Genomic DNA, 25905 nt, shown 5'->3' on the forward strand with positions numbered 1-25905 from the left:
GTCACACGCAATGTGCAAGCGCCTAGCATTTATGTTCCTTGTGTATTCTTCTCCAGTGTTTCTATTTCTTTCCACAGTTTTTCTGATTGGGCGGTAAGCAATGAATAAGTCTTTATGTCACCGTTTCTTTGCGCGTGCATGGCTTTTTCAAGAAGGGCGTCATACTGCTTCCGCATCTTTTTGGTTGGATTGCTTTTAAAAAGTCCAAACATAGTGAAAGTCCTAAAAAGAGAGATAGCGAGAAAACGTTTGAACAGGAACTTTCGATCACCCATTTTCGTGAACAAACTTTCATAAACATTCATGGGAGAATACTTGAGTGAATAGCAGGCCACTTGGCTAAGTTGAGCTAAGTATGGCCTGCACTTTGGTTACATTAGAACTGGTAAGTGACGTAGGCACTAATACTTCTGCCTGGCTCTGAGTAGCGCTGGTATCCATTACCGCTCACACCGCCAAAGAAACCACCAGTACCGTCTCTTACGCTATTAAGTACTTCCCAGCGGTAATACTCTTTGTCTGTAAGGTTGTAGATCGCCGTGGTAAAGCGCAGGTTTTCAGTAATGTCGTAGTAGGCGAGCAGGTCGAAAACAGCATAGCCTGCAGGCGTATGCGATGGACCTGCACCGTTGTTCAACGAGGTGTAGCTAAGTTGAGTACTTTCTTCTACCCCTTTACTCAAAATTGCGACAAGTTCTGCGCCCCAATCACCTTCATCAGATACGTAGCCTAGTCCAACTGTTGCGGTATCTGGCGATACGGTTTCTAAGTCGTCCCCCGCATTGTTAAAAGCAGACGCGGTGTCGTAGGTACCCTCCAATGCCGTATAAGCAAAACGACCCGCAATGTTATCTGTAAAATTGTAATTAGCAGTAACTTCAAAACCGTCAACAGTCAGTTCGCCCGTATTTTGTGGCTGCGTGAATACATCATCAGTATTGACTACGGTTTCACAACCGAAGCGACCGCACTGCACGGTAGTTACTTCAGTGCCATAAGGCGTTGAATAAGTCTCGTCTTGAATCATGTTAGTGTATTCAGTTCTAAACACCGACACGCTGACATTTCCGTTCTCGAAATCACCAATATAGGTGAGTTCAAAGTTAGTCGATTCCTGAGCATCGAGTTCACTGTTGGCAATACGATCAAGGTCAATAAACGTGTTACCAGTTATGATATCGCTGACTTCATCGCCTGAGTTTGTACCAAAATACAAGCTTTGGAGCGTAGGCGCTTGGTAGCCCTGAGCAATTCGGGCATTTATAGAGTGGCCTTTTACGAATTCGTAGGTAGCACCAATCTCTCCTACCACCGCACTAAACTCGCTGTCTGTGATACTTAACCCTGTGGGGTCTGAAAATGTGCTGTCTACAGTAGGCGTATATTCCGTAGAATCGTAGCGAAGTCCAAGGTTTACGCTTAATTGCTCGCTAAGTTCAACCGTGTCAGCTAGGTAGGCTGTAATTAACGTTTTTTCGGTTTCTGGAACGAAGCTTTGGTCGCGAATAGGGTAGCCGTCTAATATAGGCGAGTCCGCGGTTTGTCCAGCGAACCTGCGGTCAAACATCACCGCTTCAGCGTCCACCTGTTGAAAACTAAAACCATAAATAATCTCATGGTTAAATTCTCCGGTGATTGATTTGGCCAAATCAACATTGAAACTCAATGAGTCCTGGCTGAAATTGCGGTCTTCGGTACGCAATATAGCGTCGCCGTCTGCACTGCCGTAAAGAAAGCTGGTTACACCCGATGAAAACAGCTCTTGATAGTTCAATGTCACATCTATGCTGTCAGCAAACGCTAGGCCCAGGTTTTCGTTGTTAAAGAAAAGCCCAATTCGCTCGCGGTTATTTTCATCCGCTGAGGTGAAGTCGAAATAAGAGTCACTTTGGCGAGAAAGAGGTACGCCGTTCGTTTCTCTGTCCGTTTTTTCGTAAACAAAGCCTAGTTGCTGGTGCTCGGAAAAGTTATAAGCAAGTTTAAGTAAAACTGCATCGACTTGATTATCCATCGGGTCAGCCTGACCACGTGCTGAGCCAGAGATATTCTCACCATGGCTGTGGGCTTCTGTTTCACTACTGTCGCGCATTGTGTATTGTAATAGCGAGTCGAAGTTACCCGTTCTGTTAGCGACGGTGCCGTGTACTAGCCATTCGTCAGAGCGTGCATCAAAACCGGTTTTCAATCTAACGCCTGTGGCATCACCTGTGGCAGGTAAAAAGTCGCTCGCTTCATTGGTCACGTAGGTAACTGAGCCAGCAAGGGAGCCTGGTCCTTGCGCGACAGCGCTTGGGCCTTTAGTGATGTTGACGGCTTTTACGTGTTCCAATTCAATTTCTCCGCGGCTCGATCCATACATTCCATAAGCGGCAAATGAGCTTGGGTTTAGCGTTTCGCCTTGACCGACGCCATCTACAGTTACTGCTACAGCGTCTCCTTCCAAGCCGCGAATGTTGAAGCCATCGTTACCGAAACGGTTACCCGTATCATTAGTTTGTACCCCTGGGATATAGCGAGCGGTATCTTCAATATTTGTAATTGAGCGCTTTGACAGAGTTTGTGCATCCAGCACGCTTTCGACAGTCGTTGTCAGGGTTTCTTCACTTTTGGCCTTTGTAACTGCCAATTCTGATTGTTGAGCTAGGGCAGGAAGTGTTAGCGCACAGCCAAGCGAAATAGCTACCGTTGAGCGTTTAAATTTCATTGTTCTTTTCCAATTTTTAATAAAAGTGCAAATAATTAGTATTTCGTATCAACGCTAAGCCTCCTGTTTGCGTCGGTTGATATCATTTTTATTTTTCTTAAATCGCGCCTGTCAAAGCGATTTCTTGACACTTCGTGCGTCAAAAATCGATCGTAATACTATTGATAACAATTATCATTTGCAATAGTATGATTTCACTTTTACACAACTAGAAAATAAAAAACCATGAAAAAACACACGCTCATCAGTTTACCCTTGCTTATTGCAAGCTGCTTCAGTAGCGCTGCTCTAGCCCACGTGGCTTACCTAAAACCGCTTCAGTTTGAACCGGTTAGAGGCGGTAAAGTCACGCTGGATGCATCTTTTGCAGAACAATTTTTTGTACCAGAAGCGGCAATTACGAATGCATCGTTTGAAGTGGTAACCCCTAGCGGCAAGCTAGTGAGTGTGGAGAAGGTTGTCGATCTTTCTACCCGTAATGTTCTTGAGCACACTTTAGAGGAAGAAGGGACTTACCAGTTTTCAACCGGAAAACGCATGGGGGCAATTTTTCGCGTGTATGAAAAGGACGGTGAGCGTGGCTCTATGCGAGGTAATGAAAAGCCTCTACCTGAAGGTGCGATACTAAAAGAGCACTTTCAATCAGTTACGTCTGCAACGACGTACGTAACGAAGAAAGGGCCAAGTGAACAGGCGTTAGCGCCAAGAAATGACGGCTTAGAGATCGTGGCAGTTAATCACCCTAACAGTTTGTTTGCCAACGAGAGTTTTAATTTCAAAGTTCTGTTTAACGGTAAGCCTGTTACCGATCATGAAGTCTCGGTGTACCAAGGAAAAGATCAGTTCGCCGAAGAATCTGATGTAGAAAAAATAACGACAAATGCTAAAGGGCAAGCATCATTCACTCCTTCAGCACAAGATGTCTATTTGATGCAAGTAAGACTGCGTACCGATGCGCCTGAGGGTGTAGACGTGCCTACCTATAGTTACACCACCACACTTTCGTTCGAAGCCTACTAATTAACAAGGGTACAAGGAGATAATTATGTTTAAAACAGTAAGTTTAGCCGTTGTATCTGCGCTTTGTATTAGCGCTTCGGCAGTAGCTGCACCACATAGCGCCAGCGGCATTATATTGACCTATGACTTAAACAAAGACGAGTCACTTCCATTAGAAGAGTTCGTTGATGCCAGACGTGCTCGCTTCAATGCGTCTGATACCAACAAAGACGGTGTACTTGATGAAAGTGAATATGTTTATGAGTGGGAAGGCAAAGTAGAAAAACGGTTAGCTGAAGACAGAAAAGCATCGGTAAAACAAACTCACATACGTTTCCATGCTGTTGACAGCAACGATGACGAGTTCATTACTATTGATGAAGTCAATGCGGTGGGTGAGCGAAGTTTCTCGCGTATGGACAGTGATAATGATGGTGTAGTTGCACTGGGCGACCCTGAACCAGCGCCCCGTCGCTCGGCGTCACAGGAAAAAGATGACAAACCTGAGCTAGTACAGCGCCCTATGTTGCGCATGCCGACCACTCACAATATTGAAGGCTTTGTCACCTTGTACGACCAGAACGGTGACGAAAAGGTAACAAAGGAGGAGTTTCACGCCGTTCGCAAAGCGCAGTTCCAGCGCACAGACGAAAACAGTGACGACAAACTCACAGAGCAAGAATATGTACTTGAGTTTGAAGACAGACTGGATGCACAGATTGAGAAAACTCATGAAGGACAAATTAAGCAAACTTACGTTCGCTTTGAAGTTCTAGATACAGACGAGAACGGCAAAATGACATTTTCAGAGTACATGGTGTCTGGGTTTAATGCTTTTCATCGCTACGACACTAATGGTGATGGCTACTTAACGTTAGCTGATCCAGCGCCTGCGCCACGTCAGCAGGAGCAAAGTGACACCACCACTGCACAAGTCAGCGAATAATGGTTGGGCGTTTCCTCTTATATCTGGCGGTGTTCACCGCCAGCTATGCCGTTAAGGCCGAGTTGTATGTGTTTCCCGCACCATCACCAGAAGCAACCACCCACACGCTTAACACAGAAATAACACTGTACGAAGAGCAGACTCTTAGCGCCATTGAGCAAAAGAATATTGATCTACTGATTAAAGACACCTATCAAACGTTAGACAAATCAAACACAACGAGTGCGCTTAGCGAAATTAATCGACGTTTCGAAGGTACACTTCCGGCATGGCTGTACAGTGCCATTAAGCGGTGTGAAGCTTGGTTTAACCGAACTGAAGGAAACATAAGCTGCCGTAACGGTGAGCTGTACGACTATTGGGAAGAATATATTCAGAGTAAGCATGACCTTTCACGTAGCGAAGTGAGACGTCTTGCTCGTGTGGCGCGCATTGCTGAGGTCAATTTTAATGACGATAACAGCGTGGCGTTTGCGTCACCTATCCAGTGGGATTTGTCTGAGTTCGCAGCTTCTCTTGCCGTAGAACGTATTGCTAACTACCTGATATCACTTAATATTCGCTCTTACCACATTAGTGCGCAAGAGCTAGAAACCCACGCGTCGAACCAAGGTTTTAGTTGGCAGGGGACCGTGGCGCAAGAGGCGGTAACCCAAACTAGCCGCACAACGGACGCTGTTAGTAATCCAAGTACCATTGCATACATCAGGCCGTGGCAACGCCCAGTACTTTCTACTTCAAAGCTGGCGTCTTTAGAAAAAGGCGTGTTAAGCCACAGTGATGGTTGGCCTAGCGCCAAGTTTCAAGCCATATCAGTGGCGGACAACGCATTTGAAGCAATGTTGTTAGCACACTTTTCGGCAACCAAAACTGCGCAGCAAGCCATGGAGTTAGTTAATGCCAACCCATCACTAGCGCTGAAGTTAATTGATGAAAATGGCAGGGTGTTTACCAGCAACACCTATACGGCTCGCACGTCGGGTGACAGCTCGGGTAAAAACAAGGCTGAAAAAAATGGCCACGCCATCTCAATTGATATCACCTTACCGCTATTTGACATTGCAGATTATCGCGGTCCTTACGTAAGCGTGTGGATAAGCGACGAAAAGAACCGGCTAGTAAAAAGCTTGGCGCTTCGCGGCACCAGCGAAAGATGGCTAGGCGAGCTGCGCACATGGTGGCGAAGAGTGGGTCGGAAAAATGAAGGTTTAGTCGATGGGTTTGCCGGGGCTACAAAGAAAAACGCGCCCTTGCACATAGAGTGGGATGGATTGGATGATTTTGGACAAAGCGCAAACTCTTCGTCGTTAATACTTCACGTTGAAGTGGCTAGAGAGCACGGCGGTCGAAGCTATGAGAAAATTCCATTTACCTTTGATAGCCTGACTTCACCAATAACCGTAACGGGCACGGATGAAATCGCGTCTATTACACTTTCACTAATGAATTAGTCGTCAATCTTAAAATTGCAGTAACGTAACGAGCACTACCAAAGGCAGCTATCGCAAATCGCTATCTGAAGTTTTCATAGTCCTCATTATTAGGGCTGAGCGTTTTACCCTTTAAACGTGATACTGGCGTTTGCGGTTAGCCTGCCTTCTTTCACATCAACAGAATCCGAAATATCGTTAGGTAAACAGCCGCTGTGCAGCAAGTTGGCTGGATACAACACGGCGCGATTAAACATAGGCTCAATGCGGGCGATTTGGATGAACATGGCGGTATCACCGTTTATGTACGCTTTAGGTGGTAGCCCTACGCTGGTGGCTTGACGTTTTAAGGTTTTAAAATAGCCTTCGTATTGCGCTGCATTAACCCGCTCTAACCCCGTTTCAATATGTCGATAGAATGCAGTACCGCCCAAAGGTGCGCTAAACAGATAGTGTACCAATGCCCATTCATTATCCTTTTGCGTATCGATGTGTGGAATACATTGAATGGGCGACAAATTTTTCGGCTCTTGATTGGCTATGGAAAGTTGCACTAGGGGTATTTGAAGCGGCTTTTCCACGCCAAAATCTTGTAGCCCATTATGCGAAGCAAGTTGGCTAAACAGCAGTGGAAGCGAGGTATGTAGGTGTTCGACATACTCCTGGGGCGGGTGACTTCTCACCCCCGGATAAAAGTCGCCATCTTGTTTTGTAAATGGGTGGTGTTGAGCAATTGTTTCTACCAAACTCAGCGGGTCTGGTATGAAACCATCGATAACAACAATCGGTGTGGCTTGCTCACCAACCTTAATCAATTCGTAGTTTGAAACCATGCGTCTGCGTTTTTATTCGCCTTGTTCTTTTTGTCGATAAGGGCATAGATTTGTGCGTTTGACGCTATGAGCGTGTAAATGCTTTGCAGAATGTGTTGTGCATGCAAATCAGCAATCGCGTCAGCACTAAGCGCCGCAAGCTTATCTTCATCAATGGTATATAACCCTGTTATAGACGTTTTGCTTTCGTTTTCAAAGGTAATATCTAGGGTGAATGGTGTGATAAGGTTATGCTGTTGCAGCGCGGCAATAAAACGTTGATTTTGCGTTTCACCGTCAAGAAGCTGAGCAAGGATCTGCTTCTTTTCTAACAGGTAGTTACTGGGCTCTCCCGTGTTATCAAAAAGCGGTGTACCTTTTTCTTCGCTTACTGAAGCGTTATCCATATCAATGCACAGCACCCGGTTACTGCTGTCAGCGCTTTGCGCTTCCGTTCCTACATAAAAAGGCAGGCGTTCAAACTGTGCGGGAATATAAACCGCCTCCCATTCACCTTGTTGCCAAAATAGGTTTTCTTTTTCTTCAAAACCTAGCAAGGCAGATAAGCCAAATTGTCCAGAATCGTCAAACTTGGTGATCACCACGGGGTAATGTACCACAAGCTTGTTGAGTTCAGAGACCACCACAGGAACAAGGTGCTGATTGGCACTGAGTGACAATGCATCGTCGGTTACTTTCAAATCTGCATGTTGTTTATTATTAATGGCAACCATGTGAGTCATACGTAGGCCCTGCTTATTGATTTACGTTAAACGGCCTGCAGGCCGAATTGGTGAATTTTATTAATAAGTTCGCGATGTTTAGGCAGTTTCTCCACCGCCATGCCGCGAGCTTTTCTGTTCTGCATCAACTGTTGCTTAGCAAAGTCGGCGTTCACCCATTGCTGATGTGCGCCTAAATCTGAGGTAAACCCCATACCGTACAGGACATACTGATAGCTTGCCGCGGGGAATACCTCGTTGTTGCTGGTAAAGTCTTTGTCACTAGGTGGGTGGTATTGCCACAGTGCGAGTAATTCTTTTAATGAATCCGGAATAGTATGACTATCGCGATTGTCCCGCCAAAATGCGCTGTCTTCTCGCTTACTCAACATGTAATGCAGCTTTAGGAAGTCGATAATTCGCTGCCAACGGTAGGAAAAGGTGTCATTAAAGCGCTTCGCCACAATATCCATTACGGCTCGGTTTGCTGGCAACTGTTCGGCGATCATTGAGGCAGACAGCTCCACCAGTACAAGCGCTGAGGCTTCTAACGGCTCTAGAAAGCCCGCCGCTAGCCCAACAGCCACGCAGTTATTTTGCCAAAAGCGCTGCCTGTGTCCGCTTTGAATAGTAATGTCTTTTACGTTTATCCCATCTATGCCGTTTAACGTGCTGGTTTGGCGAACGTATGTGTCTAAGCGAGCATAGGCGTCATCTTTACTCTGATGCCTACTGGAATAGACGTGGCCTACACCTCGGCGTGACTGCAAACCGATATCCCAAGTCCAACCGGCGTCTTGTGCGGTGGAGATAGTGTGGGATGCAATAGGACTTTGCGGGGTGTCATAAGGCACGTGTACTGCTAATGCTCGGTCGATAAAAAGTACATCGTCACAGGGAACAAACGGCACCTTGTAGTGTTCGCCGAGCAGCATAGATTTGAAGCCGGTACAGTCAACAAAGAGGTCGCCTTCTACTGTTACCCCTTGCTCGGTATGAAGGGCTTTAATATCGCCGTTATTGCTGCTTTCGACGCGGTTAACGTCGGCTAACACATGGTTTACACCTAGTTTTTCAGTGCAGTGTTTGGTTAAAAAGGCGGTAAATTTTCCTGCATCAAGGTGATAAGCATAGTTTGCGGTGCCTGCAAACTCTGCGTGGCGTATGCTTTTAGGTGCACAACCTGCTTCGCATATAGCTTCCTGAACACATACTGCATGGGAAAAAGACTCGTTTAATTCTGGTGCTACAGTCTGCCAGTAAGGGCCTAAATTTGTTTGCGAAAACCCTTGGGGCAGCATGAGAGGGTGGTAGTAAAAATCGTGCTCTTCACCAGTGGTCCACTTAGCAAACTTTGCTCCTTGCTTGAATGTGGCGTCGCATTCTTTGATGAAAGTGGTTTCGCTAATACCCAATGCAATTAGTGTTGAGCGCATGGTTGGCCAGGTGCCTTCGCCCACGCCAATAATAGGCACATTGGGGCTTTCTATTAAGGTTACTTTAATGTCTTTGCGGGTAGCGCATTGATGTTGCGCTGCAATACGACCAGCCGTTAGCCACCCTGCGCTACCGCCACCAACTACTACAATGTGCGTTATGGGAGTTGCTGTTGTCATACTGATTTCCTGAATAAAAACTGTGGCTACCAAATGGTAGCCACGAATGTGGGACCAACAAACGCCGGCCCCAATTACGCGAAACTAAAAGTTTCCGCGCACACCGAAGGCCCAACGTCTGCCGCTGTCTTCAACCAACAGCAAGTGATTAGAGAAGCGACCGCGTTTATGTACAAACTCTTCTGTAAGGTTAATACCTTCAAAGAAGATTTCTACATTGTCTGTCACGCTGTAGCTACCGCTAATGTCAAGCTGTTGATAAGACTCAACAATGGTTGGGCCGTCACCCTGCCCTTGTGTTAACGACTGAACAAACTCATCACGCCAGTTATAGGCAAGACGAATTTGATAATCGTCAGTTTCATAAAATGCCACCAAGTTGTAAGAATCGCTTAACCCGGTTAGTGCAAATACCTGATTAATATCGAATGGATCGAGTTCGGCGTCGCTGTCAACGATAGTTCCGTTGGCAAGCACCCCAAAGCCATTATCGAAAGTGTGCTGAAGCGCAAGCTCGAAGCCGTCTACCGTCGCGTCTTCACCGTTATTGGGCAGAGTATTGGTAAACACGGCAACGCCGTCACTCGCATCTGGCGCGCTAGCGTTAGCGCCTGTAGAGGGGTCTGTTAGCAGGCTGCCGTCAGCAAGCTCGAAGGTTTTGTCTTCTTGGCTATTAACAATAAAGTTCGATACCAACTTTCTGAAGTAACCAATTGATGCATAACTTGCTTCGTCGTAGTAGTACTCAAGCGACAAGTCCAAGTTGTCCGATTTGAATGGCTCTAGTGCAGGGTTACCACTGGTAGACGTTAAATCACCACCTTGGCGGGTGGTTGTAATTACTGTCACCGGCGACATGCTGTTAAGCGTAGGGCGAGTAATGGTAGAGCTCGCCGCAAAGCGCGCAATTAAATCGTCGGTAATTTCTAAACGTACGCTGAAGTTTGGCAATAGCACGTCGTAATCAGACTCAGTGGCAATACTTTGCGCATCGCCAAAACCAGCCAGCATTTCGGTCTGATCCAGAATCGTTAAGCCTGTTATTGGCGCTTGCGTTCCGTTAACCGTCACATCCGTCATTTCATAACGCACACCTGCGGTTGCGCTTAAGAACATGTCTGCAACTTCGCCTTCAAAGTCGAATTCCATATAGGTAGAGATAATATCTTCTTCAACTTCAAAGCTGTTATTACGACGCACCGCATCAAAACTAATCGAATCACCGTTGACGCTTTGATAGTAAGACTCTAAAAACGCAAAGTTGGCTTCGCCATCGTGGGCAAGCCAAGAGGTGGGCATGCGACCGCTACCACTTACGTCAGAAAGAAAATCGCTACCTGCGTCAAAAACGTATTGGCTGCCTGCAGGGATCTCAGGTAAGTCGGGGTAACCACAGTAGGTACAGTGAATCCCTACACCTTCATTGTCCCAACGGGTAAGTGATTTGGTTTCGCTGCTGTACTGTGCGCCAAAGCGAATTTCAGTTAGGCCGCTGCCATCTGTTACGTATTCGCCGTCAAAGCGCAGCTGGCTCACTTCATCTTCTACCGCCCAGCCTCGACGCAGCATTACGTGAGCTCGGCTGTTAGCTTCATCTAAGTGATTGCTTACTCCATCAGGTGTAAGTGCCGGGTTGTATATAGGGAAACCGTCAGGACCTGTAACAATCGCGCCATCTAATTCTTGTTGTCCGCTATAAATATTGTCATTAGGCGAAGCAAACATGCTGGCAACAGGTAAAATATTGTCATCTACCTGGAATCGTACACGGTTGGCATAACCGATAAGTGAAAGCTGATCGCCGCCACCGTTATTGGCTTCGCGTTCGGCTTCTGAATGACTTAAGTCAAACGATAAATTCAGATTATCAGAGTATTGGTAATCAAAGTTAAGGCCTATGGCATAGGTATCAGTTAAACGGTCGAAAGTTTTGGCGTGCATATCTGTCGCCAAACCTACCTCTTGGTATAAATCGACAATAGTACCGTTTGCATCAACCGTTGGGCTACGGCGATTGCCGTTTTCATCAAACAGGCTGCCGTCATCACCTACACCCTGAATGTTAGGCGCGGTAAACCAGTGGCCGTACGACGTTGCTTCAGACTCTACGTCAAAATCTGAATACAGTGCGTCAGCAGTTACAACCAGCTTGTCGTTAGGTGCATATTGGAATACAAGATTAGCGTTAGTACGGGTACGCTCTTCAAAGGTCACTTTGTGATCGTAGTTTCGCGGTGAAAATACATTGCCTGTCCAAGCGTCGCCTGATTGGGTAACAGGGTTTGGCACGCCAACGTTTTCTAGCCAACCGTCCATCTGAGCCTGGTTAAGGCGAGTCTCACGCTCTTGGTGTGAAACGGCAAGTAATACACCGAACGTGTCGTCATTGAACGTGTTGCTAATAAGGCCAGAAAATTGCGGCGTAGCTTCTTCGCTATTTTCGTCGTACACACCTTTTACCGAGCCCGCCATTTTAAAACCGTTTAATGCGAACGGGCGCGCGGTATTAATATTAATGGTAGAGCCTACACCACCAGACTGCATTGTGGCCGTTGACGTTTTATGCACATCAAGGCTGCTTACTAACTCAGAAGCAATCGTGTCGAAACTGAACGCACGCGAATCGTTTTCAGACGCCATTTGACGACCGTTCACCAACACGGTGTTAAACTGTGGTCCAAAACCACGTACGGTAATTAGCTGGCCTTCACCGCCTGAACGGTCGATAGATACGCCGGTAATACGCTGTAGTGATTCAGCTAAGTTGGTATCGGGAAAATCACCGATGTCTTCTGCGCTAATGGCGTCGACTACGCCAGCAGAGCTACGTTTAACATCCATCGATTTTGCAACCGATGAGCGGATACCACTTACCTCAATCACTTCTACGTCATTATTGGGTTGCGCCTCTTGGGCAAATGCACTATTCGCAGAAATAGCCGACGCTAAAACTGCTGCCACTGAGCATGCAAGCTTAGTTTTCCTATACATGATGGTGTGTGTCCTAATCGTTAATTTTAATGCGCCTTATGGTGTGCACCCCACTTGGCTTTTTCTCACAGCATTTCGCTGTTAATTCATCAAGACGACACGGTTTGTAAAATCCCCCAAATTTATTTAACAATTTTTTAAATTAATTGAATCACTTTATTTAAAAGGCGTGATTTCTTCGACATCGATTAGCGTAATCCACCTTTACGTATGTTTAAAAAATGCACAATTATTAATGTATTCACAGAATAAATGCTTATTCATCTACTTCATTTATCGCCTGTATGCCATTCCTATATAAATATTAGTTATGACTCGTAAGTAAATGATACTAGTGATGTATGCCCATATAGCGTAGCTTTGCCGCAGTTTCGCTTGAAAAATAAGCGGAATAAGAGGTGCTATTCGAAGCAAAATAAATACAGAAATTGCCTGTTCTGTTTTTGATTTCGCTAGAGAATGCTAGGCATAAGTGAATAAAATGGCTTAGTACTGTTTAAAGGGTGTCATTCTCGGATAGCCGGAATGTGAGGAGAAGCGTGTGAAAATCATAATATTAAATGAGTCAAAAGCGCCAGATCCGCTAAATAATGTGGAGAAGCGATGTGCGGCTACACCTAGTAGTGCACAGCGTCTGGTGAAAAAAGGGGCGACCTTGCTGCTAGAAGCGGGGGCGGGCGTACACTCAGGGTATTCAGATAAAGAATACGAAGATGTAGGCGTAACTGTCATCGATGATGTGAATGATGCATTATCAACAGCAGATATGCTGGTGGCGGTGAACAAACCCACCGATGCACAGCTAGCGTTGATGAAAAAAGGGGCCATTGTGGTAGGCCATCTCGACCCTTTCTTTCAGCAATCGCTTGTTGAGTCTATTGCAGAAAAGGGGCTAACCGCTATTTCTGTAGAGATGATCCCTCGTTCTTCTCGTGCACAAAAAATGGACGCATTGAGCTCGCAAGCGAGTCTTGCGGGTTACGTAATGGTGATGCAGGCGGCGAATCAGTTGCCATCAATATTACCTATGATGATGACACCGTCAGGAACAATAAAACCAGCAAAGGTATTTATTATTGGAGCTGGCGTAGCGGGTCTTCAAGCTATAGCAACCGCGAAACGCTTAGGCGCAAACGTACTTGCTTATGACACCCGCCCTGTGGTGGCTGAGCAAGTAGAATCGCTAGGTGGCAAATTCCTTAAGATCGACATTGGGGAAACAGGCCAAACGAAGGACGGTTATGCAAAAGAACTGACCGATGAACAAAAAGCGAAGCAGCAAGAAGCGCAACGCGACGCGATTGCCGACTCTGACATTGTTATTACGACAGCGCAGTTATTTGGTCGCAAACCACCGGTGCTTATCTCAAAAGATACATTAGCACTCATGAAGCCGGGTAGTGTGGTTGTAGATATGGCCGCAACATCAGGTGGTAATGTTGAAGGTTCGGTTGCTGGCGAAACCGTTGAAGTTAACGGTGTAAAGGTAATTGGTAATGGTAACTGGAGCCAGTATGTGGCTAAAGCCGCCACCGACATGTACGCCAATAACATCTACAACCTTGTGGATGAGTTCTTTGACGATGAAACCAAAACCTTTGGGCTTAATTTAGAAGACGACATTCTGGCCGGCTGTGTTATTACCCACGACGGTAGCATCACCAACGACATGCTTAACAACGCATACAAAGGAGCCTAATCATGGAAATCATTTACCTACTTTTCATCGTGCTACTGGCTGCTTTTTTGGGTTTTGAGTTAATTCGAAAAGTCCCAGCAACCTTACATACACCCTTAATGTCAGGCTCTAACGCGATATCGGGTATTACGTTAGTGGGAGCATTGGTAGCCTCGGGTAGCGACAACAACTTGCTAACGACCATTCTTGGTACCGCAGCGGTGGCGCTGGCCAGCATCAACGTGGTGGGTGGTTATCTCGTTACTGATCGCATGCTTGGCATGTTCAAGAAAAAAGATAAATAAGGAGTACGCAAGTGAGTGATATCGTAACCGTAATAAACCTTGCGTACGTAGTTGCTGCGGCACTATTTATACTAGGACTTAAGTTACTTAGCCATCCAGATACCGCGAAAAAAGGTAACTTTATTTCTGCCATTGGTATGCTGGTTGCTGTCGTCGTCACCCTGCTTGACCAGCAGATTATTAGCTATCATTACATCCTGCTAGGTTTTGTTATTGGTGGCGCCTTTGGTGCGTGGAAAGCTAAGACCGTTGAAATGACGGCAATGCCAGAAATGGTGTCGTTATTTAATGGCTTTGGTGGCGCAGCGTCATTGCTTCTGGGTTGGGCAACATTAGCCGGAATGAGCCTGATTACTCTTAAAACTGAAAGTGCGTTTACTTTTATTACCCTGTTTTTCACAATTTTAGTTGGGGGCATTACGTTCTCTGGCTCGGTGGTAGCCTGGGGTAAGTTGTCAGGAAAAATGAGCTCTAAAGCCGTTATTTTCACAGGGCTTCGCGAGCTAAGCATCTTGCATCTAATTGGCATGGTGGTGATAGGTTATTTCTTTACTACCGACCCAAGCAACCCACTTTGGATTTACTGTGCTATTGCGTTGTCACTAAGCTTCGGCTTGTGGGCTACCATTTCAATTGGTGGTGCAGATATGCCGGTGGTTATTGCGCTTTTAAATAGCTACTCAGGTGTAGCAGCGTCGGCGGCAGGTCTTGCTACAGGTAACACAATATTGATTGTTACCGGTTTACTAGTAGGCGCTTCAGGCTTAATTCTTACCAATATTATGTGTAAGGCCATGAACCGTTCATTGATGAATGTGTTGTTGTCTGGCTTTGCCAAGCCAGTCGAGGCCGGCGAAAAAATAGAAGGCGAGATTAAAGTACTGTCGGCGCAAGATGCATTTTATGTATTAGAAGCAGCGCAAGCAGTACTGGTGGTGCCTGGTTATGGTATGGCGGTTGCGCAAGCGCAGCATGCGGTACGTGAACTTCAGTCGTTGCTAGAGGAAAATGGCTGTACGGTTGATTACGCCATTCACGCTGTAGCGGGGCGTATGCCGGGTCACATGAATGTGTTATTGGCAGAAGCTGACGTGCCTTATGATCAACTATACGAGATGGATGACGTTAACCCTCGTATGGAAAACTATGACGTGGTTATTGTTATCGGTGCAAACGATGTAGTTAACCCAGCAGCCAAAGAAATGAAAGGCAGCCCTATTTACGGAATGCCAGTTATCGAAGCACATCGTGCGAAAACGGTCTTTGTACTTAAGCGTTCTGCGAATGCCGGTTTTGCCGGTGTAGACAACCCGCTGTTTTTCAAAGACAACACGCGCATGGTTCTGGGTGACGCTAAAGACACCATTAACAGCATTATTCGCGAGTTCGGAGACGACTAATACAGCGTACCTCTTTGATACATCTTCTTTTAAGGCCTGTTTAAACACAGGCCTTTTTATTGGGTATTAAACTTAATTATAAAGTACTCAACTATAGTTGTAGTTGATGCTTATCAGCTCTAGTATGTGAATGCTATAGATGTTGAGTTAGCTATTCATATAGTCGCATAGAGATGTACGAGTAAATGTCTACGACCCCTTTTCATATTGAGCCGTTTAGAAATTGTATTTTGGTCACGCTTCGCGGTAAGTGGGATATGTCCACGAACATTCAGTACCTTGCTAAGCTTTCTGATTGCTTGAAAACCCGTAAAGGCCGACCCTTTCACTTATTTGTAGACATGCGCAGTTGGCAAATCCCCAATTCTGATACCTTCAATCAAATAAAAGCGCCCATTAAGTTAGATCGGCGAAGTCAGCTCAGCGAGACATGGCTAGAAGACGAATCAACAGATGCTGATCACATTGCAGAGAAGTTTTTTAGCGCGCCATCAATTAAACTGGGATTTGAACTTGAACGTACTCAAAGCATCTCAGAGTTTATAACCCTTTGTGAAGAAAAAGCAGATAACGTTGTTATAGATTATGTTCGAACTTGGATAGGCTAAAAAAGCCCGCGTTCGATAAACAAAATTCGTCGCGACAATAGATATTTTATATCGCAACAACTATCGCGTTCAGTCTTACGTTGACTATAATACGCTGCTTATTTTCGCACTTTCTATGCTAGGTATTGGCCTAGCCCACTTACAAATAGGTGAATAAATTGTCAGATTGGAGCATCGAAGAAGCGGAGCGCGTCTATGGCGTGTCTCAATGGGGTGGCGGCTATTTTCAAATTGGTGAAAACGGCAACGTCCATATTACCCCTGTTCCTGAAGATCCTAGCATTCGAATCGACTTTAATTCGGTAATTGAAGATATCCGCAAAGAAGGCGTACAGTTTCCTGTTGTTGTGCGTTTCCACGATATTCTGCGCTCGCAAGTTGCAGGCTTGAACAAAGCATTTAGAAGCTCCATCGAAGAAGCCGAATACCAAGGCCAGTACCAAGGTGTGTATCCGGTAAAAGTAAACCAAATGCGCGAAGTCGTTGAGGAAATTGTCGATGCGGGCAAGCCATTTAACTATGGCTTAGAAGCAGGCTCAAAAGCCGAGCTTCTTACTGTACTTGCCATGAATACCAACGAAGAGTCGCTGACTATTCTAAATGGTTATAAAGACGACGAAGTTATGCGTCTAGCACTGCTAGGCAGAAAGCTGGGTCGCCGCGTTGTGGTAGTAGTTGAAAAATACACCGAGCTTCTTCTTCTGGTAAAAATAGCCAAAGAGCTGGATATCGATCCTATCATTGGTGTGCGCTCAAAAATGACGGTGAAAGGTCGTGGTAAGTGGGAAAGCTCTGGTGGTGAACGTGCGAAATTCGGTTTAACCATTACTGAGATCATTAACGCAGCCCGCTACCTTGAAGAGCAAGGCATGGCGCACTGTTTAAAGCTGCTGCATTTCCATATTGGTAGCCAATTAACAGACATTCGTGCGGTTAAAGAAGCGGTAACCGAAGGCGCGCGTATTTACGCAGACCTTCACAAAATGGGCTTCGAGCTAGATTATGTTGATGTAGGTGGTGGCCTTGGTATCGATTACGACGGCAGTAATTCAACTAATGAATCGTCGCGTAACTACAGCATGCAAGAGTATGTGGCTGACGTTGTCTATGGCATGAAGGAAATGTGCGACCTTGAAGGCGTACCGCATCCGCATCTGGTTAGTGAAAGTGGACGTGCAATCACTGCGCATCACAGCTGTGTTATCACGGAAATTGTGGGCGAAATTAAGTCGAATGCGTCGCAAATGGATACATCAGCAAAAGCGGGTGAACACTTCTTCCTTAAAAATATGCGCGAACTTGCAGACACGTTTGATGAACAAACGAACATGCATGAAATTTACAACGATGCGTCGCAGTATAAAGAGCAAGCGCTAGATGCATTTAAATTACGCGTGTTGTCACTTGAAGAGCTGGGCAAAATCGAAACGCTGTACTGGCAAATTATGGGTCGCTTACAGCAGTGGTATCGCAATGAAGAATATGTTCCAGAAGAGCTTCAAGAGCTAGATTACAGTTTGTCGTCTCAGTACCTTTGTAACTTCTCTGTATTCCAGTCGGCTGCTGATACATGGGCCATCGACCAGCTGCTGCCGGTAGTGCCTCTTATTCGTATGAATGAAGAGCCAACGGTTAATTGCTCGCTAGTGGATATTACCTGTGATAGCGACGGTAAAATTGATCAGTTCACTATTGGCCGTGAAATTACTGACGTACTGCCAATGCACCCACTTAAGAAAGATGAGCCGTACTACATTGGTTTGTTCTTAACGGGCGCTTATCAAGACGTTATGGGCGACATGCACAACTTGTTTGGTCGCTTAAATGAAGTGCATATTTACAGCTATGACGACGATCCTGAAGACTTTTACATTGAAGAAGTGGTGAAGGGCTCATCGGTAGAAGATGTACTTAACGTTATGCAGTATAACCCGCGCGCAATGGCATCAGACGTAAAACGCATGATAGACAAGCAAGTGTGGGACGGAAAATTGAACCCTCGTGAAGGGGTTCGCTGGACTGATTTTTACGAAAACTGTTTGGCAGGTTATACCTATTTAAAACAGTAGCGTTTAATATCTGAATGAAAGTACCGAAAAGCCGATGCCGATATTACTTATCTGCGTCGGCTTTTTTCAAGTAACGCTTCCAAAACTCGGCTGTCGTTGAATTAATCATATTCGACTCTGCATTCATCAGCATCACATAGCCAACTTTGTGTTCAGGCAAAAACGCCACGTCAGCACGATAGCCTTTTACCCAACCCCCATGATAGTTAAGCTGTAATCCATTTAAGTCGTAAATACGCCAACCCAAACCATAGTGAGCATCGTCAATCATGCCGCGCCAACCTCTGCGGTAGGTTTCGCGCTTCGTTTTCACGCGCTCTGTAGTGACATAGTCCACCATTTCATCGGATATGACCGTGGGGAACTCGCCTAGCAGCGCTTGCAGATAAATCGTCATATCTGAAATGCTAGCGTTAACGCCAGCAGCTGGAGAGAACCGGTAGTAGTTGCTTTCTACCTTTCCTTCGCGCCATTTATTTCTGGCGATAGCAATATGAGGTTGAGCCCATGATTCTGATGCAAGCAATCCGCCTTTTCCAACACTGGCTGTATTCATACCTAGTGGTGCAAACAGGTTGGCCTGAAGCTGTCGTGAGTAAGAGGTATTATTGTTGCTGAAGTAGTATTCCAGCGCACCAAAGAGTGCATTTTGATAGGTATAGCATTCACCCGGCGCACACAGTGGTTCAAGCTCGCCCAGGGATTTAAGCACGCGCTCCAGCGAGTAGTCAGCTTCAATAAGGTTGTCGTAAGCGTTGGGCATAAAGCCACTAGATTGGCCAACGATATGTTGCAGTTGCAGCGCATTCATTCCTTTGCCTTTAAAAGGAATGTCGGGTAATAAGGTGGTTATCGGTGTTTCCCAGCTAAGCTGGTTTTTTTCTACAAGTTTAGCTGACAACAACGCAGTAAAGGTTTTTGAAACAGAAGCTAGCCTGAATACTGTGTTCTCTGTAACTTTCTCTCCGCCGCGTTTGCGGGTACTTCCATATACGTAAACCCTTGGCGCTTTGCCCTGTTCATAAAACACAAACGCATAACCAGGCACGTTGTATTTTGAGGCTTCCTTTTGAACGTAACTAGCATAGCCATCAAGCCAATCCGCAAAAGCGCTTTGTGTAATGACCATTAGCATCGCTATCAGCCAAATTTTAGACAGGCGCAGCTTGAAGGTGCGCAAAGAGTTCAGCATACAGTCAGCTCGTTAAGCCTGTGGTTTTCTGATACATCCATCAGGCGCTCATTATTATTATCGCATTATTATGCGTTTAGCTGCTCCAATGATCAAATGTCGCTAATTATGCTCACTATCTCTTCAATGATTTGATTTATTCTAGCGGTAAGCGAACCGTTGTAAGAATATGCAAGAAAGGAAGAGAAGTTCGACTAGCAAGATTTGTAATTATTGAGTTCTGATTTTGTCGCACCAACAGAGCCAATGCACGATACACTAGATAAAGGTGATAAACGACAGGTGGGAAGTGCATTCTAATGCCAGACAATCTTTTTGTCTCAGACATGAGGGTTTCAGAAAACTCGACAACTGCTGAGTCAGTGCTTTCAAAAGCAAGACTTAGCAGAGCTCCGCGCTTTGACGGACGATTTTTTGTGGCGGTAAAAACAACCGGTATTTTCTGTAGGCCAATCTGTCCAGCGCGACTTCCTAAAGAAGAGAATGTGACTTACTTTCAACACGCCACACAGGCAATGGCACATGGTTATCGTCCATGTTTTCGCTGCAGGCCCGACAGTGCACCTCGTTCAGCGGCGTGGAAAGGCGTGGGCGCAACGATTAACCGAGCGTTGTCGCTGCTATCTGTTATTCCCATTGAGCGGGTTGCGGATATTGCTATGCGGTTGGGTATTAGTGAGCGTTATCTAAATAAATTGGTCGTCAATGCTGTGGGCATACCGCCTAAGCAGTTTCAAAATATGCAGCGCACTTTGTTTGCAAAGCAGCTTATTCAACAAACTCATTTATCTATGACAGATATCGCAATTACGGCAGGCTATCAATCACTGAGACAACTGCAGCGGGCCATAGAGCAATATTGCGCTACGTCTCCTACCCAGCTTAGAAAAAGAGAGCCGGTTCAACAAAAGGCTATCTCTTTATTTCTTTCATATCGGCCGCCGTACAATTGGCCCTATGTACGAGATTTCTTGGCAACCCGCGCTATTGAAGGCATGGAACGAGTAACGGACCAGAGCTATGAACGATACTTTTCATGCAATGAAAGTGTAGGCTTTTTTAAAGCCATTCACGACGAGGCGCGCCACGGATTCAAACTTATCATCGACATGCCTGATTTATGTCGTCTTCATACGATAATTGAGAACATAAAGCAGGTACTAGATCTTCACGCTGACCCGCTGTTAATTGAACAAAGCCTATTGCAGTCTGGGTTACCGCCGAGCAAGTTAACGCCTGGGCTACGCCTTCCCAGTGCATGGAGTGTATTTGAAAGCGGTTGCCGGGCTATTGTAGGCCAGCAAGTTAGTGTAAAAGCGGCTATTGGGCAGGTGACTTTACTGGTACATCAGCTGGGCGAAACGGTATCTGATGCGCTCCCGTCAAACGGTCTTGAATCTATAACGAGTGAACGCTACAGCTTTCCCTCGCCTGAAAGCGTGGCCGAAAACAGTCTTGAATTCTTACGTATGCCACAGGCGAGAAAAGATGCCGTACGTCATTTTGCTCGTTTATTCATAAACGGTAACATGCCAAGCCATGAAGACATACTCGCCATTAAAGGCGTGGGCCCGTGGACGCTCGACTATTTAAAAATGCGGGGGGAGAGAAACCCTGATATTTACCTTGGCGGTGATTTAATCGTTCGTAAAATGGCGCTGCAGTACCCCATAGCGCCTGAAAAAGCGGCACCTTGGCGCAGTTATTTAACCCTTCAATTGTGGCAGTTAAGCAATCAGTAAAGAGAGTCGTAAGTATGAAATATACAGATTTCGTGAACAGCATACAGGGGCTTGTTAAAGTTGAAGCCACTGATAAAGGCATAACGGCTATCGAGTTCGTGAGTGCCGCTGAATCAGATAATACGGCCAACGCGAAGCAGGGTGGTATAGGCAGAGAAACTGCAGCGCAAGAAAGCGTGCTAAGCAACGGCTTTCATTCGCAAAAAAACGCCATCACCGAAGCAGCGTGCAGTCAATTACAGGCATACTTTGACGGTACGTTGCGCGAGTTTGACCTACCGCTTTGCCCTAAAGGTACGGCGTTTCAGAACCAGGTGTGGGATGCCTTGCAGCACGTTAAATACGGCGAAACCGCTAGCTATTTAGATATCGCAAAAGTCATTGGCAACCCAAAAGCTGTCCGCGCCGTGGGTATGGCAAATGGTCGTAACCCTATTGCTATTGTTGTACCTTGCCATCGTATAATCGGAAGTAATAAAACCCTAACGGGCTACGCAGGTGGTTTACCGCGTAAGCAGTATTTACTTAATTTAGAAGGAGCCCAAGGGGTGCTGGGGCTATAAAAGAATGGGTGATAAGAAAATGGTGATAAAAGAATGGCAATAAGAGACATTATCTCGCTGCTGGTGTTAGCCGGTATCTGGGGCGGTTCATTTATTTTCATGCGTGTTGCCGCACCAGAATTTGGCATTTATGTATTAGTAGCTATTCGTACCGTGCTTGCTACAGCGGTATTGCTACCATTGCTGTTAATACGAGGGTCGGTAAAAGACATAAAGCGCCACTGGTTGGCCATTGCGCTGGTGGGCATGGCTAACACGGCGGTTCCTTTCGTCCTGTTTAATTACAGCAGCCTGCATTTAGAGGCAGGGGTGAATGCCATTTTAAATGCCACGGCTCCCATGTTTGGCGCCATTGTCGCTTGGCTGTGGTTAGGTGACAAACTAACAAAGTCAGCAGTAGCGGGGCTTTTTGTAGGCTTTGTAGGCGTAACCGTTATTAGTCAGCAAAAGCTCGGCGAGGGCGATATTAGTTTTCTTCCTATTTTGACTGCATTATTGGCCACCACTGGCTACGGCATAGCGGCGTGTATGATGAAGAAATGGTTGCAGGGGGTTAAACCCTTAGTTGTCGCTACAGGTAGTCAGGCTATGGCCAGCGTGATGCTAGCACCATTCGCGCTTGCGACCTTGCCAGAAACAATGCCAAGCGTTAATGCATGGGTAAATGCAGTAGCGCTGGCTGTCGGTGGCACGGGCATAGCGTATATCTTGTATTTCAAACTCATAGCTGACATCGGCCCAGCCAAAGCCATTACTGTAGCTTACCTAGTACCACTATTTGGCATTATTTGGGGTGTACTGTTCTTGCAAGAGCACTTATCAATTCAAACCATTGTGGGTGGTTTAATGATTTTATTCGGTGTGGCGTTAACCACAGGCGTTCTCAAAAGAAAACGCCTTAAGGTTAAACCTGCTTAGATTGAATCAAACCTGGGCTAGTCTATTAGCTGCATTCTTACTAAGTTGCTGCCGTCGCGCTTGGCTTGATAAAGCGCGTCTTCCGCGTGCGCGGTTACTTCGTGCATAGCGCGCGGTGACGCGGTGTAAGATATACCAATAGACGCTGTAATAAGCAGTTCTGGTAACTCTTGTAGCGGCGGCAAGGTAGCGATGCCGTGACGAAGATTTTGTGCCATATCAAAAGCCACATGCGGGCCGGTATGTGGCAATAGAATAATGAATTCTGCACTGCTCCAGCGTCCCAATACATCCTGCTCGCGCAAGTGCTCAGCCAAGTAGGCCACAACTTTATCTAATAAGTCGTCGCCTGCGTTTCTGCCGTGAGCGTCGACAATGTCAGAAAACTCATCAATGCTAATCAGCATTACGCTTAGTGACTTATGTTCAGCCAGCAACGTTTTGTAGATAAGCTGTAAATTCTCTTTTTCTGGAAGACGGTTAGTATGGCGAACAACCAGATCTGGCTGCATGTCTTTTCTGAAGTAATACAACAGATTGTAGATAAGCAAAAACAGCGAGAATACAACAACCAGTAGTGTTACAACGCTGAATATAAATGCTTGTGAAATTTCAGCCTGGCGTTCTTCAAGTGGACTGAGTAAAAACACCGTCCAACCAAATTGATTAAGTTTTACTTCGGCAATAAGGTAATCATTCTGGTCGATAGTCACTAATTTATTGTTGAGTGCCTGCTCGTTCTGGATAGTAAGGGGAAGGCTTGCATACCAAGGCAATTCTGACAAATTGGTAAAGTCAGAGTAAGACGCAATAAGATTAGGATCAGAAGACAGCATAATGTCACCCTCACCATCTACAAACAAGAAGTCGTAGCCGTACTCTTGCTTATAGGTATCGAAGACCTCGATAAAACTGCGCAGACTCTTTCCAACACCAAAGAATCCCAAGAAGCGGCCGTCTTCATCGTGGATCTTTATATCAATATAGAAATGGGTGTCTTCCCATTTGCCGATATCTGCTACGGCATCGGTAGGGTAGTCCTTGTACTTGAAATACCAGCTTACTTCCCCTTCAATCAGGTTAATTATGCTGCCATCAGAATTATATTGTTTTCTGTCTGCCTCGCTGGCAATAAAGAAAGACAACCCAAACTCGTTTTCAAGACGATCCAATGTTTTGAAAACAGCCTCTTGGTCAATCGTTTCTCCATCCATCAAGTCTACTAACTCGGTGGAATGCCCCAAAGCTTCTGAAATATGGAGTGGTTTTAAAAGTTGCTCCACAATAAGTGAGATTGCGGGCGAAAGTGACTGTTGTTGCGCGCGACTCTGCTCGGCAACAATCTTGGAAATACTAAAATGTACCAGTGTAACGATAGCGATAACCACTACCGCGAATAACACTAAAATGCTTCTATGCAGTGTTCTAAATGTGTTCACAGACTGCGCATGCTCCCTTGCCTGACTGAACTTTACCTATAATGGTAAGTATACCTGTTGCAATATTGAACTACTAGGTCACTATCATTAACTTTAGACTAAATAACAATGAAGGAAAACACCTAGTTTTCGCACTCTGCAAATAGCTTTTGATCACGAATGAACCGCTGACATATGCTATTTCCTTGGTTACACTATGCTCCGATTTTCATTCTCTTCGCGAATTAAAGGAATTATATGGCTTTCTCAGTGGTTGTTTTAGCAGCGGGTAAAGGTACTCGTATGAAATCGTCGTTGCCCAAGGTGTTACACAAAGTAGGTGGTGTGCCTATGGTGCAGCGAATTATCAACACAGTAAAATCACTGGGTGCTGACAATATTCATTTGGTCTACGGTCATGGCGGCGACCAACTAAAGGCAACGGTTGTTGAAGATAATCTAAACTGGTGCTTACAGGCCGAACAGTTAGGGACAGGCCACGCTGTTCAGCAAGCGGCACCTCATATTAAAGACAATGAAGACGTGCTTGTTCTGGTTGGCGACGCGCCACTTATTCGCGAAGAAACACTAAGTGCGTTAAAAGCTGCAAAGGAAAGCTGTGATTTAGCACTGCTCACCGTAAATCTAGACGACCCCACAGGCATGGGCCGTATTATTCGTGAGAATGACAACATTACCGCGATAGTTGAGCACAAAGACGCCACTGATGCCCAGCGTGAAATTAAAGAAATTAACACCGGTATGATGATGATGTCTGGCGTTGATCTTAAGCGCTGGTTGGGCGAGTTAAGCAATGATAACGCGCAAGGTGAATATTACCTTACCGACGTTATTGCCATGGCAGCGGCCGAAGGCAAGCGAATTCAGTCAGCACAGCCACAGTCTGCGGTCGAAGTGGAAGGCGTTAATAATCGTTTGCAGTTAGCTAACCTGGAGCGCGCGCTTCAGCGTCGCCAAGCCGAAGAGCTAATGACTAATGGCGTGACCTTGCTGGATCCCGCTCGTTTTGACTTACGCGGCCAGCTTGAAACCGGTAACGACGTAATTATCGACGTTAACGTTATTGTTGAAGGTAAGGTGACACTTGGTAGCAACGTCAACATTGGTGCAAACTGTATTCTGCGCAACTGTACTATTGCCGATAACGCTGTAATTGAAGCTAATTCTATTGTTGAAGAAGCCAGTGTAGGTGAAGCCTGTACGGTCGGGCCTTTCGCTCGACTACGCCCTGGTGCAGTAATGCAGAAAAATGCCAAAGTGGGTAACTTCGTGGAAATGAAGAAGGCTATTTTAGGCGAGGGCGCCAAAGCGAATCACTTAACCTACCTAGGCGATGCAGAAGTGGGTGCCAAAGCGAACATTGGCGCAGGCACAATTACCTGTAACTACGACGGTGTGAACAAGTCCAAAACCGTCATCGGCGACAATGCCTTTATCGGCTCAAACTCGTCGCTTGTCGCGCCTGTAAGCATTGGCAAAGGGGCTACCGTAGGTGCTGGTTCCGTGATCACGTCAACCGTAGACGAAGACGCGCTAGCCGTTGCCCGCGGTAAGCAGCGCAATATTCCAAATTGGCCGCGCCCGACAAAAAAATAAAGACGTATCCTTATTAAAGTTCGCTAACGGGTTACATGGTGAGATAGGGCTGGCAAACACAAATAGTGATTAGCTAGCCCAGTTTCTTCTTCAGTCCCATCAAACTATCGCCCAGTCAGAAAGATGACAAAATCAGAGGGCTTAAATTAACGTCTACTGTGTCGCTGTAAACGCA

Annotated in this window: 20 protein-coding genes; 12 read left to right on the forward strand and 8 right to left on the reverse strand. The window is 45.9% G+C overall.

All coding sequences use genetic code 11. The features are described from left to right. Window positions 1-29 precede the first annotated feature (29 nt). Both NO989_RS00080 and NO989_RS00085 read right to left on the reverse strand, forming a co-directional pair. Window positions 30-212 carry a DUF6435 family protein gene (locus NO989_RS00080; RefSeq protein WP_039229326.1) on the reverse strand — a complete coding sequence of 61 codons (183 nt, stop codon included), beginning with the start codon at window positions 210-212 and terminating at the stop codon, window positions 30-32. A gap of 164 nt (window positions 213-376) precedes the next feature. Further along, window positions 377-2704, reverse strand: coding sequence for a TonB-dependent hemoglobin/transferrin/lactoferrin family receptor (locus NO989_RS00085; RefSeq protein ID WP_156087208.1), 2328 nt, complete (start codon window positions 2702-2704; stop codon window positions 377-379). A 225-nt stretch (window positions 2705-2929) separates the two neighbouring features. Between NO989_RS00085 and NO989_RS00090 the strand changes: the two genes are divergently transcribed. The 3 genes from NO989_RS00090 to NO989_RS00100 are packed head-to-tail and all read left to right on the forward strand — an operon-like array spanning window position 2930 to window position 6100. After that, window positions 2930-3724 carry a DUF4198 domain-containing protein gene (locus NO989_RS00090; RefSeq protein WP_156087206.1) on the forward strand — a complete coding sequence of 265 codons (795 nt, stop codon included), beginning with the start codon at window positions 2930-2932 and terminating at the stop codon, window positions 3722-3724. Between the two features lie 25 nt (window positions 3725-3749). After that, window positions 3750-4649: a calcium-binding protein gene (locus NO989_RS00095; RefSeq protein ID WP_371341822.1), complete on the forward strand. Its 900-nt coding sequence runs from the start codon at window positions 3750-3752 to the stop codon at window positions 4647-4649. Continuing rightward, complete coding sequence (locus NO989_RS00100; RefSeq protein ID WP_371341823.1) at window positions 4649-6100, forward strand: DUF2271 domain-containing protein; 1452 nt, start codon at window positions 4649-4651, stop codon at window positions 6098-6100. The genes NO989_RS00095 and NO989_RS00100 overlap by 1 nt, the downstream gene beginning before the upstream one ends. A gap of 104 nt (window positions 6101-6204) precedes the next feature. Here NO989_RS00100 and NO989_RS00105 read toward each other — a convergent pair whose 3' ends face one another. The 4 genes from NO989_RS00105 to NO989_RS00120 form a co-directional block, all read right to left on the reverse strand. Further along, complete coding sequence (locus NO989_RS00105; RefSeq protein WP_371341824.1) at window positions 6205-6912, reverse strand: DUF6445 family protein; 708 nt, start codon at window positions 6910-6912, stop codon at window positions 6205-6207. Continuing rightward, window positions 6891-7634, reverse strand: coding sequence for a SapC family protein (locus NO989_RS00110; protein ID WP_278347233.1), 744 nt, complete (start codon window positions 7632-7634; stop codon window positions 6891-6893). Before NO989_RS00110 ends, NO989_RS00105 begins: the two co-directional genes overlap by 22 nt. A 26-nt stretch (window positions 7635-7660) precedes the next feature. After that, window positions 7661-9229 (reverse strand): tryptophan halogenase family protein, encoded by a 1569-nt coding sequence (locus tag NO989_RS00115; protein WP_278347234.1) that lies wholly within the window; start codon window positions 9227-9229, stop codon window positions 7661-7663. A gap of 84 nt (window positions 9230-9313) precedes the next feature. Further along, on the reverse strand, window positions 9314-12220 hold the full coding sequence (locus NO989_RS00120) for a TonB-dependent receptor (RefSeq protein WP_278347235.1): 2907 nt from the start codon (window positions 12218-12220) through the stop codon (window positions 9314-9316). Window positions 12221-12761: 541 nt separating this feature from the next. Between NO989_RS00120 and NO989_RS00125 the strand changes: the two genes are divergently transcribed. The 5 genes from NO989_RS00125 to speA all read left to right on the forward strand — a co-directional run bounded on the left by NO989_RS00125 (window position 12762) and on the right by speA (window position 18280). After that, entirely contained in the window at window positions 12762-13919 is a 1158-nt protein-coding gene (locus tag NO989_RS00125) for an NAD(P) transhydrogenase subunit alpha (RefSeq protein ID WP_371341825.1), read from the forward strand. A gap of 2 nt (window positions 13920-13921) precedes the next feature. Further along, complete coding sequence (locus tag NO989_RS00130; RefSeq protein WP_014951245.1) at window positions 13922-14203, forward strand: NAD(P) transhydrogenase subunit alpha; 282 nt, start codon at window positions 13922-13924, stop codon at window positions 14201-14203. A gap of 11 nt (window positions 14204-14214) precedes the next feature. Beyond that, window positions 14215-15603, forward strand: a complete 1389-nt coding sequence (locus NO989_RS00135; protein WP_014951244.1) for an NAD(P)(+) transhydrogenase (Re/Si-specific) subunit beta — start codon at window positions 14215-14217, stop codon at window positions 15601-15603. Between the two features lie 185 nt (window positions 15604-15788). Then, window positions 15789-16211 carry an arginine decarboxylase gene (locus NO989_RS00140; protein ID WP_371341826.1) on the forward strand — a complete coding sequence of 141 codons (423 nt, stop codon included), beginning with the start codon at window positions 15789-15791 and terminating at the stop codon, window positions 16209-16211. A 158-nt stretch (window positions 16212-16369) separates the two neighbouring features. Beyond that, window positions 16370-18280: a biosynthetic arginine decarboxylase gene (speA, locus tag NO989_RS00145; protein ID WP_014951242.1), complete on the forward strand. Its 1911-nt coding sequence runs from the start codon at window positions 16370-16372 to the stop codon at window positions 18278-18280. 43 nt (window positions 18281-18323) lie between these two features. Here the strand turns inward: speA and NO989_RS00150 are convergent, their stop codons facing one another. Then, window positions 18324-19472 carry a serine hydrolase domain-containing protein gene (locus tag NO989_RS00150; protein WP_371341827.1) on the reverse strand — a complete coding sequence of 383 codons (1149 nt, stop codon included), beginning with the start codon at window positions 19470-19472 and terminating at the stop codon, window positions 18324-18326. 299 nt (window positions 19473-19771) lie between these two features. Between NO989_RS00150 and NO989_RS00155 the strand changes: the two genes are divergently transcribed. The 3 genes from NO989_RS00155 to NO989_RS00165 are packed head-to-tail and all read left to right on the forward strand — an operon-like array spanning window position 19772 to window position 22695. Continuing rightward, on the forward strand, window positions 19772-21214 hold the full coding sequence (locus NO989_RS00155; protein ID WP_371341828.1) for a DNA-3-methyladenine glycosylase 2 family protein: 1443 nt from the start codon (window positions 19772-19774) through the stop codon (window positions 21212-21214). 14 nt (window positions 21215-21228) lie between these two features. Further along, window positions 21229-21777, forward strand: a complete 549-nt coding sequence (locus NO989_RS00160) for a methylated-DNA--[protein]-cysteine S-methyltransferase (RefSeq protein ID WP_371341829.1) — start codon at window positions 21229-21231, stop codon at window positions 21775-21777. A gap of 33 nt (window positions 21778-21810) precedes the next feature. Beyond that, entirely contained in the window at window positions 21811-22695 is an 885-nt protein-coding gene (locus NO989_RS00165) for a DMT family transporter (protein ID WP_014951239.1), read from the forward strand. A 17-nt stretch (window positions 22696-22712) separates the two neighbouring features. Here the strand turns inward: NO989_RS00165 and NO989_RS00170 are convergent, their stop codons facing one another. Then, window positions 22713-24134 (reverse strand): diguanylate cyclase domain-containing protein, encoded by a 1422-nt coding sequence (locus NO989_RS00170; RefSeq protein ID WP_014977725.1) that lies wholly within the window; start codon window positions 24132-24134, stop codon window positions 22713-22715. Window positions 24135-24371: 237 nt separating this feature from the next. On the opposite strand from NO989_RS00170, the gene glmU reads away from it, so the two are divergent. Next, the gene (glmU, locus tag NO989_RS00175; protein ID WP_371341830.1) at window positions 24372-25730 is read left to right on the forward strand and encodes a bifunctional UDP-N-acetylglucosamine diphosphorylase/glucosamine-1-phosphate N-acetyltransferase GlmU; all 1359 of its coding nucleotides are present in this window, start codon (window positions 24372-24374) and stop codon (window positions 25728-25730) included. Window positions 25731-25905 lie beyond the last annotated feature (175 nt).

The sequence above is a fragment of the Alteromonas sp. DY56-G5 genome, assembly GCF_041414725.1.
Classification (GTDB): Bacteria; Pseudomonadota; Gammaproteobacteria; order Enterobacterales; family Alteromonadaceae; genus Alteromonas; species Alteromonas macleodii.

Coding starts and splice junctions, on each gene's coding strand:
- NO989_RS00085 (WP_156087208.1), bottom strand. CDS start 2,704: ATGAAATTTAAACGCTCAACGGTAGCTATTTCGCTTGGCTGTGCGCTA.
- NO989_RS00105 (WP_371341824.1), bottom strand. CDS start 6,912: ATGGTTTCAAACTACGAATTGATTAAGGTTGGTGAGCAAGCCACACCG.
- NO989_RS00155 (WP_371341828.1), top strand. CDS start 19,772: ATGCCAGACAATCTTTTTGTCTCAGACATGAGGGTTTCAGAAAACTCG.
- NO989_RS00110 (WP_278347233.1), bottom strand. CDS start 7,634: ATGACTCACATGGTTGCCATTAATAATAAACAACATGCAGATTTGAAA.
- NO989_RS00080 (WP_039229326.1), bottom strand. CDS start 212: ATGTTTGGACTTTTTAAAAGCAATCCAACCAAAAAGATGCGGAAGCAG.
- glmU (WP_371341830.1), top strand. CDS start 24,372: ATGGCTTTCTCAGTGGTTGTTTTAGCAGCGGGTAAAGGTACTCGTATG.
- NO989_RS00160 (WP_371341829.1), top strand. CDS start 21,229: ATGAAATATACAGATTTCGTGAACAGCATACAGGGGCTTGTTAAAGTT.
- NO989_RS00130 (WP_014951245.1), top strand. CDS start 13,922: ATGGAAATCATTTACCTACTTTTCATCGTGCTACTGGCTGCTTTTTTG.
- NO989_RS00100 (WP_371341823.1), top strand. CDS start 4,649: ATGGTTGGGCGTTTCCTCTTATATCTGGCGGTGTTCACCGCCAGCTAT.
- NO989_RS00115 (WP_278347234.1), bottom strand. CDS start 9,229: ATGACAACAGCAACTCCCATAACGCACATTGTAGTAGTTGGTGGCGGT.
- NO989_RS00165 (WP_014951239.1), top strand. CDS start 21,811: ATGGCAATAAGAGACATTATCTCGCTGCTGGTGTTAGCCGGTATCTGG.
- NO989_RS00150 (WP_371341827.1), bottom strand. CDS start 19,472: ATGCTGAACTCTTTGCGCACCTTCAAGCTGCGCCTGTCTAAAATTTGG.
- NO989_RS00140 (WP_371341826.1), top strand. CDS start 15,789: ATGTCTACGACCCCTTTTCATATTGAGCCGTTTAGAAATTGTATTTTG.
- NO989_RS00095 (WP_371341822.1), top strand. CDS start 3,750: ATGTTTAAAACAGTAAGTTTAGCCGTTGTATCTGCGCTTTGTATTAGC.
- NO989_RS00090 (WP_156087206.1), top strand. CDS start 2,930: ATGAAAAAACACACGCTCATCAGTTTACCCTTGCTTATTGCAAGCTGC.
- NO989_RS00120 (WP_278347235.1), bottom strand. CDS start 12,220: ATGTATAGGAAAACTAAGCTTGCATGCTCAGTGGCAGCAGTTTTAGCG.